Genomic DNA, 15,165 nt, shown 5'->3' with positions numbered 1-15,165 from the left:
GGGCGGCATGGGAGAATTCATGCCACGCTATTCCGAAGAACGAAAAGCCTCAGTGTTGAAGAAGCTATTACCTCCGCAGAACCGCAGTGTCTTGTCGGTGTCGGCAGAGGAAGGCATATCCGATGTGACTCTGTGTAGTTGGTTGAAACAGTGTCGACAACAAGGAATGCCTGTGCCGGGTAATCGTAATACCGGGGAAGACTGGTCCCCCGAAGCCAAGCTGGCCGTTGTAGTGGAAACGGCCTCGATGTCTGAAGCCGAACTCAGCGCCTATTGCCGTGAGAAAGGCCTGTATCCGGAGCAGGTGCAGCGCTGGAAAGAAGCCTGCCTTCAGGGCGCTGGCATGCAGGAAGGCCAGGATAAAGCGGCTCAGAAGCAGAAACGAGAGTCCCGGAAAACCATCAAAAAACTGAAAGCGGAAGTCCGTCGCAAGGACAAGGCTCTGGCTGAGACCACCTCGCTTCTGGTGCTGTCAAAAAAGCTCGAAGCCTTGTACGGCGAAGACCCGGACAGCAGCGAGGACGACTGACGCCGCTGGACGAACGTGCAAGGCTCCTGGAGCTGTTTGATGAAGCCGTTGCCGGTGGTGCAGCCCGATACAGGGCCGCAGAGCTGATGGATATCAGCGAGCGCACATTGAAGCGCTGGCGCAGTTCCGACGGTCGGGTGGCTGAAGATCGCCGTCCTGATGCGGAACGGGTTGAACAGCCCCATAAACTCACCCAGGCCGAGGAGTTGGCCATTCTGAGTGCATGCAATCAACCTCAGTACCGGAGTTCGCCACCGTCGCAGATCGTGCCGTCACTGGCTGACAAAGGCGTCTATCTGGCTTCTGAGTCGTCGTTTTACCGGGTACTGAAGAAGCACCAGCAACAGAATTATCGGGGGCGCATGAAGCCGCCTCGCAAGGTGCCTGAGCCAACCAGCTTCACCGCGACAGGCCCGAACCAGGTGTGGAGTTGGGACATCAGTTATTGTCCGTCAGCGGTGCGTGGCCAGCATTGGTATCTGTACCTGATCATGGACATCTACAGTCGCAAGATTGTTGCCTGGGAAATCCATGACGCGGAATCCGGTGATCTGGCCCGAAGGCTGGTTGAGCGTGCCCTGTTGCGGGAAGGCTGTTGGCTTGACCCACCGGTCCTGCACTCTGATAACGGCGCACCGATGACGTCCTATACACTCAAGGCCCGGTTGGCCGATCTGGGCATGTTGATGTCGCACAGCAGGCCACGAGTCAGCAACGATAATCCCTACTCGGAGTCGTTGTTCCGGACCGTCAAATACTGCCCGGAGTGGCCCTCAAAAGGCTTTGAATCACTGACGGCAGTGCGCGACTGGATGCTGGCGTTCGAGCACGCCTACAACGAACGGCACCTCCACAGCGGTATCCGGTTCGTGACACCAGCAGACCGGCATCGGGGTATTGATCACGAACGCCTGGCGCATCGAAAAATGGTTTATGAAAGAGCAAAGCGCCTAAATCCACGGCGCTGGTCTGGCCCCACCCGAAACTGGGAAGTGACCGGACCGGTATCGCTCAACCCTGGCAAGTTGCAGGAAGTTGAGCGTAATAAACTGGCCGCTTAAACGCGGTCATTTGGACAACTGGGTTGAAAATCGCCGATACCTCAAATACGTTGCTCTCGAACGTCAGGGCCTTCTCCGACCGGTTGCACCTGACCTCAAATGACAAAATACTGATGGCCTCCCCGGTGGCCCACCAGACCGGCTTCACATACGGCATACTCGTGCCCATCTATCTGGGCACCACCTCCATACTTCAGGACATCTGGGACGCAGAATACGTCTGCAACGTAATTGCCGCCGAGAAACCGGCTTTCACTATGGCGGCGACACCGTTCCTGGCCGACCTGGTGAAAACAGCTCCCAAGCACGAGGGTGAACTGGATTCCCTGAGGATCTTCGTCTCCGCCGGCGCACCGATCCCCAGCGCCGTTGTGGAACAGGCCGGGAAGGTATTGAATGCAAAAATTGTTTCAGCCTGGGGCATGACCGAAAACGGCGCGGTCACTACGACCTGCCCGGAGGATCCCGACGAGCGAGCCAGCCAATCCGACGGTAAGGCCCTGACCTACACGGAAGTGAAAGTCACCGACTTCCAGGGCAACGAACTGCCTGCCGGAGAAGAAGGCAGCCTGCTCGTCCGGGGCTCCAGCCTGTTTGTCGGCTACCTCAAGCGACCCGAACTCTATGGCGTGGACGAAGGCGGCTGGTTCAACACCGGCGACCTCGCGCGCGTGGACAAGGACGGCTACATCCGCATCACCGGCCGTACCAAGGATGTGGTGATCCGTGGCGGCGAGAACATCCCCGTGGTTGAGGTGGAGAACCTGCTCTACAAGTTTCCCGGCATTGCCGATGTGGCTTTGGTGGGTTGCCCCGACGAGCGCCTGGGTGAGCGGCTGTGCGCCTACGTTACCCTCGACGAGAACGCCACCGGCCTGACCCTCGACGAGCTCAAGAGCTACCTGACCAAACATCAGCTTTCCAAGAGCTATCTGCCGGAATACCTGGAAGTGATCGAGGCCATGCCCCGCACCGCCTCCGGCAAGATCCAGAAATTCAAACTGCGGGAACAGGCGAAAGAAGTGCGCCTGGAACCGGCCAAACGCGCCTGACCCGACCCATTACTCTGAGCAACAGGAGAACAACCCATGAAAGGCCTTAACGGAAAAACAGTCATTGTTACCGGTGGTGGTGGCGGCATCGGCCGCGCCGTATCGCTCCGCTTTGCCGAAGAAGGCAGCCTGGTTGCAGTTCTGGACCGTGACGAAGCCACAGCCCAGGCCACCGTGGACCTGATCACCGAAGCCGGTGGCAAGGCCCGCGCCTACGCCGCCGATATCACCGATTATGCGGCCATTACCGAGACGGTGGCGGCCATCGAAAACGATCTGGGCGTACCCACGGTGCTGGTGAACAACGCCGGCTTCGACCGCTTCATGCCGTTCCTGAAAACCGAGCCCAAGCTCTGGGACCAGCTGATTGCGGTGAATCTCACCGGTGCCCTGAACATGCATCACGTGGTGCTGCCGAAGATGATCGCCGCCGGTGGTGGCAAGGTTATTAACGTGGCCTCCGACGCGGCCCGGGTGGGCTCCTCCGGCGAATCCGTCTACGCCGCCTGCAAGGCCGGCCTGGTGGGCTTCAGCAAGACCGTGGCACGGGAACTGGCCACCAAGAACGTGTGCCTGAACGTGGTCTGTCCCGGCCCCACCGACACCGCACTGCTCAAGGGCGTGGCGGAAACCGCTCCGAACCCCGAGAAACTGCTGGAAGCCTTCCGCAACGCGGTGCCCATGAAGCGCCGGGCCCAGCCAGAAGACTATCCCGGCATCATCGCCCTGCTCGCCAGTGACGACGCCAACTTCATTACCGGCCAGGTCATCAGCGTATCCGGCGGCCTGACCATGGCCGGTTAATGCCCACTTTCACGAACAAGGAGATCAAACCATGAACTATGAAGACATTCTGTACGACGAAACCAACGGTGTCGCCACCATCACCATCAACAGACCGGACCGCTACAACGCTTTCCGCGGTCAGACCTGCATGGAATTGATTGAGGCTTTCCATCGCGCTGGCTGGAACAAGGATATCGGCGTGATCGTGTTCACCGGTGCCGGCGAGAAGGCATTCTGCACCGGTGGTGACCAGGGCGCTCACGAGGGCGGCCAGTATGACGGACGCGGCCTGATCGGCCTGCCGGTGGAGGAACTCCAGCGCGTGATCCGAGAAGTGCCCAAGCCGGTGATCGCCCGGGTCAATGGCTTCGCCATCGGCGGCGGCCATGTGCTGCATGTGATCTGTGACCTGAGCATCGCTTCGGAAACCGCCATCTTCGGCCAGGTCGGCCCCAAGGTCGGGTCGGTGGATCCCGGCTTCGGTACCGCTTACCTCGCGCGGGTTGTCGGTGAGAAGCGCGCCCGGGAAATCTGGTACCTGTGCCGCAAGTATTCCGCTCAGCAGGCACTGGAGTGGGGCCTGGTCAACGCCGTGGTGCCGCCGGAGCAGCTGGACGAGGAAGTGCAGAAGTGGTGCAACGAAATCCTTGAAAAAAGCCCCACCGCCCTGACCATCGCCAAGCGCTCGTTCAACGCGGACAGCGACAACATTGGCGGTATCGGTGCCCTCGGCATGCAGGCCCTGAGCCTGTATTACGACACGGACGAGTCCAAGGAAGGCGTCAATGCCTTCAAGGAAAAGCGCAAACCGGACTTCCGGAAATTCTACAAGTAAGCGGTCCGGCCCGGTGGCAAAACCACCGGGTCACCGACACTCCCGGAGAACACCATGAATTTCGGATTTAATGAAGAACAGAACGCGATCCGCGACGTTGTGGCCCGCTTCAGCGCCGAGGTGCTGGCTCCGGGCTACCGCAAGCGGGATCAGGAAGGCGTCATCGAAAAGGATGTCATCCGCCAGCTCGGCGAGATGGGGCTGCTCGGTGGCGAACTGCCGGAAGAATTCGGCGGCAGTGGCATGGACTGTGTCACCAGCGGCCTGATCATCGAGGAAATCTCCAAAGGGGATTTCAACGTTGGCTACATTCCCCTGCTGACCTCCCTGAACGGCCAGATCATTGCCAGCCACGCCGCCCCGGACCTGGCCCAAGAATGGCTGCACGGCATGACCACCGGCCAGAAAGTTGCCTGCATCGCCCTGACCGAGCCCCACGGCGGTTCCGACGCGGCCAACCTGCGCCTGAAGGCGGAGAAGAAGGGCGCCGTGTACGTGCTTAACGGCGAGAAGACCTCCATCTCCATGGCCGACCAGGCCGACGTGGCGGTGGTCTTCGCTCGTACCGGCACGGTCGAGCAGCGGGCCTCCGGCATCAGCGCCTTCCTGGTGCCCATGAACACCCCGGGCATCACCACCACCCGGTTTGAAGACAACGGCCAGCGCGCCATTGGCCGTGGCTCCATCTTCTTCGACAACGTGGAAGTACCTGCCCACAACATGATGGGCGACGAAGGCAAGGGCTTCAAACAGGTGATGCAGGGCTTCGACTACAGCCGCGCCCTGATCGGCCTGCAGTGCCTGGCGGTGGCCCAGCAATCCCTGGATGAAACCTGGCAGTGGCTGACCGAGCGCAAAGCCTTCGGCCAGAACCTGTCAGCCTTCCAGGGCCTGACCCATCCGCTGGCCGAATACCAGACCTTCGTTCATGCCGCGCGCATGCAGTGTTACCATGCGCTCTGGCTCAAGGACAACAACCTGCCCCACAACGCCGAAGCCGCCATGAACAAATGGTGGGGGCCCAAGCTTTCCTTCGATGTGGTAAAACAGTGCCTGCTGGCCCACGGCCACACCGGCTGGGGTGAAGACCTGCCCTTTGCCCAGCGGTTGCGGGATGTCCTTGGCCTGCAGATAGGTGACGGTACCGCGCAGATCATGAAGAACATCATCGCCCGCGAATACCTGCCGAAGTGATGCACCCCATATCCTCTGCGATTCGGGGTGCCGAAGACAGTCTGCCTTGGCCGGAAAACCATGGCAGAACCAAAGGAGCACAAATGATCGTCAACGAATCCGGAGGCATTCCCAACCGCCTGTTCTTTCGTCTGTTCCAGACTGGAAACATTCTGCAGCGTCAGGTTCAGAATGAGATGGGCATTAGCGCTGTACAGTGGGCAGTGCTTGGAGCTCTATCGCGGGAGGGGTTTGAGGACGGAACTTCGTTCAACCAGCTCAAAGAATATCTATACGTCAGTCGCCAAAACCTGGATGGTGTTCTGAAGCGAATGGAGAGAGATGGCCACGTTGTCCGGATACCGGATCCCCAAGACCGCCGAGCTCGACTGGTGGTACTTACCGAATCTGGTCGGACTTTCTGGAATCGACTGCAGGATACTATTGCCGAGTTTTACAGACAGGCCATGCAGGGGATGAGTTTTGATGACGGCGTCAGCTTGCTTCACCTTCTGAAGAAGCTTCAGCATGGACTTATTGACGTTTCGCTGGAGTCAACCATCCCAGAACACACGGATACTGAGAATCTCGAAGCCGAATAATGCCTCACTCGGCAGCTTGACCAAATGGCCAACTAGCAGAGTTGGCCATAGAAGTGACTGGGGGCTTTACAGAAACGTACGCATTGCAGCCCTGTTTTTGCCAGAACGTTTCGCGAGGTACATGGTTTCGTCAGCTACCATCAGGGGCTTTATCGACCCGACCGGGTGTTTCATTGAAGGTGACCACGCCAAGTGAAAACGTCACCGGCCAGTCATTCTTCTTCATCTTGTTTCTCCAAGGTCTCGACCAGGCGCGGGCTAAACTTCCTGGCCGCGTCGAAATCCGTATCAGGAAGCAACACCGCAAATTCGTCGCCACCGATGCGTGCCGGGAAGTCGCCGCTACGAAGGCCAGACCTGAGGGTATCCCCCACATCTTTGAGCACTTTGCCCCCCCTCTGCGTGGCCGTAGTCATGGTTAATCGGCTTGAAATTATCCAGATCAATACTGATTAGCGTGAAATGTCGACCGTATCGAGAAAGACGCTCGATGGAGCGTTCAAGCTCTGCTCGAAAGCTCCGAATGTTAGCAATCGACGTAAGGGGATCTGTCCGGGCAAGCAGTCGCTCCTGATCCAGTTCGTTCCGTAGCCTGGTCACAAGGTATCGCTGCTCGGACACATCCTGACAAATCGCCAGATTGTAACTGCCGCAGGCCAACGTAATCTGCCTCAGAATAATAACGATGGCGAAGCGTGTCCCGTCCCCTCGCACAGCCTCCAACGCAGAATTTGCAATCCGTGACTCCTTCTCTGGAGATTCGTGGAAATTGCCACCGTCAACAAGAGAGACGGAAAGTTTGTTGAAGAAGGTTATGTAGCCGCATTGATCTCCGAAGCTGAACGAGTTATCTCCATCATTTCTGGCGACTTCGAACCAGAAACAATGATGATAAATGGTGGCGTGTTTGGCTTTAACGATAAGGCACCTGTGAGTGGCGCAACCGTTAACGTCAGTTTCATTGAATCGGGATCGACTTTTACAACATCCACCGATAACGATGGTCTTTTTTCGATTGGGGATCTGACGGAAGCTGGGGTTTAGGTTACGATTCCGTCCGAGTGTCGAGATTGAGCTTGGTCACTGCTCTTTATCACTGCACCTTTCTCCGTTCTCTCTTTCTCCATCCGGCCACATTCTTGATTCAACGATATTTCAGTTTCTTTTCAACGCTGCCGCTCTCAGCGCAAACACGGTCTTTCCTGAAGGCGAGGTAAGCTGTATTGAGTTCCAGTTACCGCCCGCCCCTCCTCCATGCTTTTCAACCGCTATTGCTGTTACTGATGTTGTTCAGGCTGATTCTCGTCAGATATTTGTTACAGCGCGCCTCTACGGAGATCTGGATTTCGAGATTGCGTACGCTGTTGGCAAATTTCAAATTCTTGAGACGCCTTACTCGCAGGATATGTTGGATTCAGACCAAGCCAGTCCAGAAGGCTTTACCTCGGCTTTCGACATCGTTCAACCGTGAAAGCCTCGAAATCTAACTGTGCTAGCAATATTTCCGTAACCAGATTGTCATTCTCTGCCCTCACACTGCCCGCTCTCTCGAAGATCAGAAGTCGATCTTGTTGTCCGGCTCCTGGACTGGGGCCGGTTTTTTTCCTTTCCCGCTAGTACTTTTCACGGTCCCGAAACAAAGGATTGTTTAAATCGTACCGTTGACAGGAAAAACCAGTTAGAACCTTATTTGGGTGATGTGCTCAGGATGAGCCCCCTAAAGCAGATTTATCTGCACGTCGTTTAAACGAGGGCATGTATGTCAGTCATGGAAAACGCGATCGAAGGGGTGGAAGCTCGTGTCCTTTGGTCCTGCAAGCAAAGGTGTGTGGAGCTCCTGGAGCTGGGCATCAGGGAAGTGAGTGGCTTCTTCAGACCCTTCCGTTACGAGGTCTACATCGAGGGCGAAAGCTCATTGTTCCGTAGCACAAGTGAACACGCCGCCAGGCATTATCTGACAATGTTGTTGGGGGAAGGGTTGGGCGAGCTTGAGCATTCCATTAGCTGAGCTACAGTAAAGAGACCGCCATCCCCTTTTATTGGTCGTCAAGGAGAAAGCCCAGCCTTTAATTTAGCCGACACATCGCGTCGGTTTTATTCGGTCGAAAATAAGCCAGCTGTTGCAAAAGTGAAATATTTCTCTGGAATTCTTAAAGTGAGAAGGGACTAAGCCCTGTTCTTGACTCCAAGCGTTGCTCATCTGTTGCCAGGCTTCACACCCCCGGCTTTTTTAGACTTTAGAAAGTTGGGTGCAGGTCAATGGCGGTAAACATCAGCTTAGCCCCCCATCGCGAGCTCTAACACGGAATAAATTGGCGCCTGAAATATACTCCGCCAACCATACTGGGTAAAAGGCCAATGACTAGTTTGGAACCTTCGGGCCCGGGGTAAGCCCTGCCTCGAATATTCGCTTTTGTTTAAGAGCCGACAGCAGAAAAAAGCAGACAGAGGGCGAGCAAGTTCATGAAAAGCCAGATAAATACTCCAAATGAAGTGTTTGATGAACCTGGCATGGATTCTGTAAACCTAACCTTCTGTTTAAGAGCGATTTTATGGATAGCGGCAAATCCATCCACCGTTGCCACATTGATATGCTTCCGGGCTGCCAGGCCTTTGAGCCAATGACTGAGTCCGTCATCTTTGCTATCAACATGACGCAGCACGGCCCGTGCTCCGTGAACGAGCAGCTTGCGCAGGTAACTGTCGCCGCGCTTGCTGATCCCCAGTAAACGATCTCGACCCCCGGTGCTGTGCTGCTTGGGTGTCAACCCCAGGGAGGCGGCAAAGTCGCGCCCTTTGCGGAAGGCCTTCCCGTCGCCCAGAGCACCTGACAAGGCACTGGCTGTGAGCGGTCCTAAGCCGCGTAATGTCATCAAACGCTTCGCCACAGGATCCTGTTTGACACTCTCGGTGATTCGATCGTCAAGCGCTTTAATGCGGTCATCCAGGTGACGGAGGTCCTCAGCCAGCCCATTCAGCAGAACCCGGAAGTTATCGGTAAGCTCGTTTTCGGCGTCTTCAAGCCACCCCGGTAAGGCGCTGCGAAGCTGCTGGATGCCAACCGGGGCAATAATGCCGTACTCGCCTATCAGTCCCCGTATCTGGTTGGCTTTGGCAGTTCGCTGCCCAACAAGCTCTTCCCGGATACGGTGAGCAGCCTGAATGTCCTGCTGGGTCACCGTCTTGGGGGCAACAAATCGCATGTTCGGACGACTCATGGCTTCGCAGATCGCTTCCGCGTCTACCCGATCGTTTTTGTTGCTCTTGACGTAAGGTTTTACGAACTGAGCGGCAATCAACCTGACGTGATAGCCTCGCCTTTGCAGCTCACGCGCCCAGTAATGAGATGAGGCACAGGCCTCCATGCCAATCTCGGCGCCAGCTGGTACTTTGCGGCTGAGTGCATCAAGCCACTTGCTGCGAGAATACTTGCCTTGCCATTGGATTTGGTCGTGGCGATCTACGCCATGCACGTGAAACACTGACTTGGCAATATCAACTCCGACGCGGATAATATTCATGTGGACTTCTCCTCATCTTTACGATGGTTGACTGTTCACTCACCATTTTGGCACGTAGATGCCGGTTAGGTGAGGAGGAGTCCATCCCATTGTTTACTTTTGAGAAGCTCTCGATCTCCGTCTTCGCCAAAGCAGGGCCGGAACCGCATCATGGTGGTTTCATCCATTGGCAACCGGTGCTGAAAGATCACTTCGCCGCAAAAGTGCTGGCAGTAGGGATTCTCCACCCAGCGATCCAGAACATCACGATCCGACAACGCGTAGGTGTGCTTGAGCAGCTGCAAGCCCACGTGTAACCGGATGGGTAGCCCCGGACGCCCGGCCTCTATCGCGTACAACCGGCCGAAGTGTTCGCAGGCTGTCCAGTCAATCCGTTTGCCCATCTGCACCAGTTCGTTCCGGAGTTCAGAATATCTTCGAAGTAGGTCTCCAGCAGATCTCGCTGTGGTGCCTGGCGTTTATCCCGTGGGATCATGGGCATTTCTTCCGGTTTTTGAGCGAAACGGGTAGATTTATGGTGGATTTTATACCCCAGATTCACGGTAAATAATTGCATTTACTCAGGTTTTTATTTTTCAGGGGCGACTACTTACCCTGGATGCAGATCACACGGTACATAACAGTGGCTACAAGGCAGTGGTCGCGACGAAACTAGGGAGATGAACAGCAATAAAAGTGACGTATTGATAGAAACGGCGATTGCCGGAGCCGGCATCGCCCTGCAGCCCACCTTCATTGCTGGGGCGGCGATCAGGGAAGGAAACCTGGAGGTCGTCCTGTCAGAGCATGAACCAGAATCCATGGTACTTTATGCGGTATATGCACACCGGCAGTTGTTCGCGAGCAAGGTTCCTAGCTTTGTCGACTTTATCGAAGGGTTTTTCGGCGAACCTCCGTACTGGGACAGGTTTGAATAGCGAGCGCACGCAAGCCTCCGGTTGCTTAAATGCCCGCCCGTCAATGAATTCCTCCCAAGGTTTCAATCACCTGAGTGCATCAATAATGTGTTGACTGTCTCAGTATAGGGAGCCTCAATCCCCAGACGCTCGCAGCGTCGCAGTACCGCCCCGGCAATGGTATCCAGTTCCAGCGGGCGACCTCTTTCCCTGTCGACAAGCATTGACGTCTTGATAGCATTGAAGCTACTGATCAGATCAAACATCTCGTCCAGGTCCTTCTTTCCGAGATTCACGTCGTCTGCCCTTGAGGCTTCGACGGTTTCAGCCATCATTCCGTACACGATTTTGCTGAATCCGGGGTGATGGGTAAGGCTTCTAGTATCCAAGCCAGTAAGGGCAGAGAGTGGGTTAACCCCGTTATTAATTAGGAGTTTACGCCAAAGCTCATAGTTAATGTTATCGGAATACCTAGTTGGAATACCGGCATCATTAAAAGCGGCAACCAGGATCTTGAGTAGCGGAGTTCGGGAGTCCTGTCTACCGCTGACTTTGGGCCATTCCCCCATCACGATTTGTGCGAGGCCCTCGGCTTCTATAACGCCCGGCCTCGCAATGTGTCCTCCTATACGGACCGCAAGTCCACCGATGACTCTTTCAGCACCAACTGCTTTCGCTAGCAGTGGTTCATTATCGACTCCGTTCTGCAAGGAAAGCACGGGTGCCCGTCCCTGCTTCAGCCAGTCGCCGAGCTCACTCACCACCGAAACTGTTGCCGTGGCTTTGAGTGTGATGATGATAAGGTCAAACTCGTCAGACTTATATCGGGTGACAAGTTCCTGATGGTCATGAGCAGCCGCCATATGGACCAGCTCGCGACCTTCATAGTGGACTGTCAAGCCGCTCCGCTTAAGCGCATGCAAATGAGCCCCGCGGGCTGTAAGTACAACCTGATGCCCTGCTTCCAGAAACCTTGCTGCGTAGTAACCACCAATGCCGCCGGCACCCACCATCAACAGTTTGAGCATTTACGGAATCCTTTGTTTTTTCCGTAGTTTATTGCATCCAACCATAACCTGCGAGGGACTGCCTGTTCTGATTCAGGGAAAACCCGAACAGGCACTGGGGCGCTTTCATTCCGCCCAGGCTGAAGGCGGTATTGAGGATACATAATGTCGGTTCTGCCACGGGGCTGGCATGGGCAGCGGACCGAGGGCTGCCCCTCAGGCTGGAATTCGACATTGCCTTCACCCATCGTTGCTCATCCTCCCACTGACGGATCAGATTCCGGATATAGCTGTCGTGGGGCTGATGATGGCTGGCGTTTTTTCCATTGGCCTCCAGTCGGTCAAGGCAGATCAGTAATACGCCCTAATCCCGTAATGCTTCAAGGCAGTGGCCGATATCCCGATAATGCTCACTGGTCATCCCGGTATTTTGAGGCGCAACTCAATCGCCTCCTCGGGCACCAGCTGCATCATGCTCTCGGCCAGCAGTTTCAGGCCGGGGTCCCGCGAACCGCTGACGGCAACCTCAAAACCTCGCGCCTTCATGTTGGATTGCAGGTGCCTGGCCGGAAAGCCTTCCTCTGAGGTGAAAAAAGCCACGCTGTCCACGACTTGATCCCGCGGTACCAGTCGGCGCAGACTCTCCTGTCCCTTGGGACCGGTCAGGGCTTCCGTTTCGCAGGACAGGTACAGCACTGGCAGTTTGCTCACCTGTCTACCGCCCCAGTTTTTTGGCCGACTGACCACCAATACCGAAGTGTTGCTTCGGCATCTCGGTGATCATTACCCGGATACGGTCCATGGGGGCATCCAGGGAGCGGGCCATGGCCTCGCTCACTTCCTGGATCAGGGTTTCTTTCTGCTCGTCCGTTCTGCCTTCAATAACGTAAAGCTGAGCAATGGGCATAACACCTCCTTGTCCGAGTCAGATGAATCGTCCGGAAACGGTTCCCAGTCCCTGATAACGCACAGTGATGTTGTCACCGGGTTCCACGGCGATGGCGGCGGTGATACCACCGGTCATGATGAAGGTGCCTGCAGGGATGTGTTCGCCCCGCTCGGCCAGCAGGTTCGCTAGCATGGCCACGCTGGAGGCCGGATGGCCCAGCACGGCAGCGCCTGCGCCCACATCGACCACTTCGCCGTTCTTCTCGACCACCACACCCAGGGTTTTCAGGTCCACGTCCGCAACGTCGGCCATTTGCCCGCCCGTGATGAAACGTGTAGAGGAGGCGTTGTCCGCTACCACGCTCACCAGATCGAACTTGAAATTCTCATAACGGGAATCGATCACTTCCACAGCAGGAATCACGAAGTCGGTCGCTGCCAGAACCTGGCCAATATGACAGCCGGGCCCTTTCAGCGGCGCTTTGGTGACAAAGGCAATTTCTGCTTCGATTTTCGGGTGAATCAGTTCTTTGGTGTCGACCACGCCGCCATCTGGCACGCTGAAATAATCGGCGAGGAAACCATAGATCGGGGTCTCGACACCCATCTGTGCCATTTTGGCCCAGGACGTTAGCCCCATTTTCATACCAACGATCTTGTTGCCCCGCTCCTCCTTGCGGCGGCGAATTTCCCACTGCACGTCGTAGGCATCCTCGAAGGTCATGTCCGGGTAGTCGTTGGTGACCTTGGTGATGTCGTGGGCCTGCAGTTCGGCGTTTTCAACGTGTTCGGCCAGCGCCAGCATCTGCTCGCGGCTTAGTGTCTTGCTCATGCATTCTGCTCCTTTTGCGCCGCCAGCAGATCCAGCGCCACATCCACGATCATGTCTTCCTGGCCACCCACCATGCGGCGTTTGCCAAGCTCTACCAGAATGTCCACGGTCTTCAGGCCGTACTTCTGTGCCGCTACTTCGGAGTGGCGCAGGAAGCTGGAGTAGACACCGGCATAGCCCAGCGCCAGGGTTTCGCGATCCACTCTTACGGGACGGTCCTGCAAGGGCCGAACGATATCGTCAGCGGCGTCCATCAGGGCGTACACGTCGGTGCCGTGCTCCCAGCCCATCTTGTCAAAGGCCGCGATGCACACTTCCAGCGGCGCGTTACCGGCGCCGGCGCCCATGCCCGCCAGGGAGGCATCGACACGGTCACAGCCTTCCTCGACCGCCACGATGGAGTTGGCCACACCCAGGGCCAGGTTGTGGTGGGCGTGGATGCCGGTTTCGGTTTCAGGTTTCAGAACGTCTTTCAGCGCCCGGAAGCGGTCGCGGATGTCGTTCATGTTCATGGCACCGCCGGAGTCGACGACATAGAGGCAGGTCGCACCGTAGTCTTCCATCAGCTTGGCCTGTTCCGCGAGACCCTGTGGGGTCTGCATGTGGCTCATCATCAGGAAGCCCACGGTGTCCATGCCCAGTTTGCGGGCGTGCTCGATGTGCTGTCTGGACACATCCGCCTCGGTGCAGTGGGTGGCCACTCTTACGATTCTCGCGCCGGCGTTGTAGGCGTTGTCCAGGTCGTGGACGGTGCCGATACCGGGCAGCAGCAGAGTAGCGATCTTGGCATGGGTCACCACTTCGGCCACGGCTTCAATCCATTCCAGATCGGTGTGGGCACCGAAGCCATAGTTGAAGCTGGAGCCCTGCAGGCCGTCGCCGTGGGCCACTTCGATGGAATCCACCTTGGCCTGGTCCAGGGCACGGGCAATGTCCTGCACGTTCTTTATGGAGTACTGGTGGCGAATGGCGTGGCTGCCGTCGCGCAGGGTCACGTCGGAGATATAGAGTTTCTTGCCAGGGTTAAAAGTCATGAGTCAGTCTCCTCACTTGACCAGCGATTCGGCGATGCGCTCGGCGGTGCCAAGGGCCGCGGAGGTCATGATGTCCAGGTTGCCGGCGTAGGCCGGGAGGTAATGGGCGGCGCCTTCCACTTCCAGGAAGATGGAGGTCTTCAGGCCGCTGAAGCGGCCCAGGCCCGGAACGTTCATGGGCTGGTCTTCCGGGATCACGTCAAACTGCACTTTCTGCTTGAGGCGATAGCCGGGCACGTAGCTGTTCACCGCCTTTACCATTTCCTCGACGGAGGCTTCTACTTCCGCCTGATCGGCGGCATCGGAGAGCACATACACCGTGTCCCGCATCAGCAGGGGTGGTTCGGCCGGATTGAGGATGATGATGGCCTTGCCTTTCTGGGCGCCGCCCACCACTTCGATGGCCTTGGCGGTGGTCTCGGTGAATTCGTCGATGTTGGCACGGGTGCCGGGGCCGGCGGACTTGCTGGAGATTGAAGCCACAATCTCGGCGTAGTGGGCCTTGGCGACACGAGAGACCGCCGCCACCATGGGAATCGTCGCCTGGCCACCGCAGGTGACCATGTTGACGTTGCCTTCCTTCAGATTCTGTTCCAGGTTCACCACCGGCACGCAGTACGGGCCGATGGCCGCCGGGGTCATGTCGATGATCTTGATGCTCTCTTTATGGCCCCGCAGGAACACTTCGTTGTGCATGTGGGCCCGGGCGGAAGTGGCATCAAACACGATGTCGATGTCGGCAAATTCCGGCATTTTCACCAGGCCGTCCACGCCTTCGTGGGTGGTGGCCACACCCATGCGCGCGGCGCGGGCCAGGCCGTCGGATTCCGGATCGATACCCACCATGGCGCCCATTTCTATGTGCTTGCCGTTGCGCAGGATCTTGATCATCAGGTCGGTGCCGATGTTGCCCGAGCCGATGATGGCTGCTTTGATTTTCTTGCTCATA

Annotated in this window: 15 protein-coding genes and 3 pseudogenes; 8 read left to right on the top strand and 10 right to left on the bottom strand. The window is 56.8% G+C overall.

Annotated features, from left to right (window positions below; translation table 11 throughout):
* The first annotated feature begins 19 nt into the window (after window positions 1-19).
* The 6 genes and pseudogenes from ABIE59_RS17975 to ABIE59_RS17950 all read left to right on the top strand — a co-directional run bounded on the left by ABIE59_RS17975 (window position 20) and on the right by ABIE59_RS17950 (window position 6,038).
* Window positions 20-1,590 (top strand): annotated as a pseudogene (locus ABIE59_RS17975) (IS3 family transposase).
* A gap of 23 nt (window positions 1,591-1,613) precedes the next feature.
* The gene (locus ABIE59_RS17970) at window positions 1,614-2,642 is read left to right on the top strand and encodes an AMP-binding protein (RefSeq protein ID WP_354448993.1); all 1,029 of its coding nucleotides are present in this window, start codon (window positions 1,614-1,616) and stop codon (window positions 2,640-2,642) included.
* Between the two features lie 36 nt (window positions 2,643-2,678).
* A complete protein-coding gene (locus ABIE59_RS17965; protein WP_126813297.1) occupies window positions 2,679-3,446 on the top strand; it encodes an SDR family NAD(P)-dependent oxidoreductase in 768 nt (255 codons plus the stop codon).
* Between the two features lie 31 nt (window positions 3,447-3,477).
* On the top strand, window positions 3,478-4,263 hold the full coding sequence (locus tag ABIE59_RS17960; protein ID WP_041336261.1) for an enoyl-CoA hydratase-related protein: 786 nt from the start codon (window positions 3,478-3,480) through the stop codon (window positions 4,261-4,263).
* 54 nt (window positions 4,264-4,317) lie between these two features.
* Window positions 4,318-5,457 carry a cyclohexanecarboxyl-CoA dehydrogenase gene (aliB, locus tag ABIE59_RS17955; protein WP_041336260.1) on the top strand — a complete coding sequence of 380 codons (1,140 nt, stop codon included), beginning with the start codon at window positions 4,318-4,320 and terminating at the stop codon, window positions 5,455-5,457.
* An 83-nt stretch (window positions 5,458-5,540) separates the two neighbouring features.
* Entirely contained in the window at window positions 5,541-6,038 is a 498-nt protein-coding gene (locus tag ABIE59_RS17950) for a MarR family winged helix-turn-helix transcriptional regulator (RefSeq protein ID WP_354448990.1), read from the top strand.
* 212 nt (window positions 6,039-6,250) lie between these two features.
* Here the strand turns inward: ABIE59_RS17950 and ABIE59_RS17945 are convergent, their stop codons facing one another.
* Together ABIE59_RS17945 and ABIE59_RS17940 are read right to left on the bottom strand one after the other, a co-directional pair.
* Entirely contained in the window at window positions 6,251-6,454 is a 204-nt protein-coding gene (locus ABIE59_RS17945) for a diguanylate cyclase domain-containing protein (protein WP_354448988.1), read from the bottom strand.
* A complete protein-coding gene (locus ABIE59_RS17940; RefSeq protein WP_354448986.1) occupies window positions 6,381-6,638 on the bottom strand; it encodes a GGDEF domain-containing protein in 258 nt (85 codons plus the stop codon). The genes ABIE59_RS17945 and ABIE59_RS17940 overlap by 74 nt, the downstream gene beginning before the upstream one ends.
* 162 nt (window positions 6,639-6,800) lie before the next feature.
* Between ABIE59_RS17940 and ABIE59_RS17935 the strand changes: the two genes are divergently transcribed.
* Window positions 6,801-7,082: a carboxypeptidase-like regulatory domain-containing protein gene (locus tag ABIE59_RS17935; protein WP_354448984.1), complete on the top strand. Its 282-nt coding sequence runs from the start codon at window positions 6,801-6,803 to the stop codon at window positions 7,080-7,082.
* Window positions 7,083-8,455: 1,373 nt separating this feature from the next.
* On the opposite strand, the gene ABIE59_RS17930 is transcribed toward ABIE59_RS17935, so the two are convergent.
* Together ABIE59_RS17930 and ABIE59_RS17925 are read right to left on the bottom strand one after the other, a co-directional pair.
* A complete protein-coding gene (locus tag ABIE59_RS17930) occupies window positions 8,456-9,559 on the bottom strand; it encodes an IS110 family RNA-guided transposase (RefSeq protein ID WP_354448982.1) in 1,104 nt (367 codons plus the stop codon).
* 98 nt (window positions 9,560-9,657) lie between these two features.
* Window positions 9,658-10,034: pseudogene (locus tag ABIE59_RS17925) on the bottom strand (transposase); the annotation flags it as partial.
* A 157-nt stretch (window positions 10,035-10,191) separates the two neighbouring features.
* Here ABIE59_RS17925 and ABIE59_RS17920 point away from each other — a divergent pair.
* Window positions 10,192-10,476, top strand: a pseudogene (locus ABIE59_RS17920) (LysR substrate-binding domain-containing protein); the annotation flags it as partial.
* A gap of 62 nt (window positions 10,477-10,538) precedes the next feature.
* Here the strand turns inward: ABIE59_RS17920 and ABIE59_RS17915 are convergent.
* From ABIE59_RS17915 to ABIE59_RS17890, 6 genes are all read right to left on the bottom strand, one after another.
* On the bottom strand, window positions 10,539-11,483 hold the full coding sequence (locus tag ABIE59_RS17915; RefSeq protein WP_354448980.1) for a ketopantoate reductase family protein: 945 nt from the start codon (window positions 11,481-11,483) through the stop codon (window positions 10,539-10,541).
* 396 nt (window positions 11,484-11,879) lie between these two features.
* Window positions 11,880-12,173, bottom strand: coding sequence for a hypothetical protein (locus tag ABIE59_RS17910; RefSeq protein WP_052479612.1), 294 nt, complete (start codon window positions 12,171-12,173; stop codon window positions 11,880-11,882).
* Window positions 12,174-12,177: 4 nt separating this feature from the next.
* A complete protein-coding gene (gene thmT / locus ABIE59_RS17905; protein ID WP_126813289.1) occupies window positions 12,178-12,369 on the bottom strand; it encodes a 2-hydroxymuconate tautomerase in 192 nt (63 codons plus the stop codon).
* An 18-nt stretch (window positions 12,370-12,387) separates the two neighbouring features.
* Window positions 12,388-13,182, bottom strand: coding sequence for a 2-oxo-3-hexenedioate decarboxylase (gene dmpH, locus ABIE59_RS17900; RefSeq protein WP_041336112.1), 795 nt, complete (start codon window positions 13,180-13,182; stop codon window positions 12,388-12,390).
* Window positions 13,179-14,216: a 4-hydroxy-2-oxovalerate aldolase gene (dmpG, locus tag ABIE59_RS17895; RefSeq protein WP_041336114.1), complete on the bottom strand. Its 1,038-nt coding sequence runs from the start codon at window positions 14,214-14,216 to the stop codon at window positions 13,179-13,181. Before dmpG ends, dmpH begins: the two co-directional genes overlap by 4 nt.
* Window positions 14,217-14,228: 12 nt before the next feature.
* The gene (locus tag ABIE59_RS17890) at window positions 14,229-15,164 is read right to left on the bottom strand and encodes an acetaldehyde dehydrogenase (acetylating) (RefSeq protein WP_126813287.1); all 936 of its coding nucleotides are present in this window, start codon (window positions 15,162-15,164) and stop codon (window positions 14,229-14,231) included.
* Window position 15,165: the final 1 nt, after the last annotated feature.

Source organism: Marinobacter sp. MBR-99 (genome assembly GCF_040547575.1).
Taxonomy (GTDB): Bacteria; Pseudomonadota; Gammaproteobacteria; order Pseudomonadales; family Oleiphilaceae; genus Marinobacter.
The sequence above is the reverse complement of the archived record's forward strand: the minus strand, read 5'-3'. Positions and strand labels throughout refer to the sequence as shown.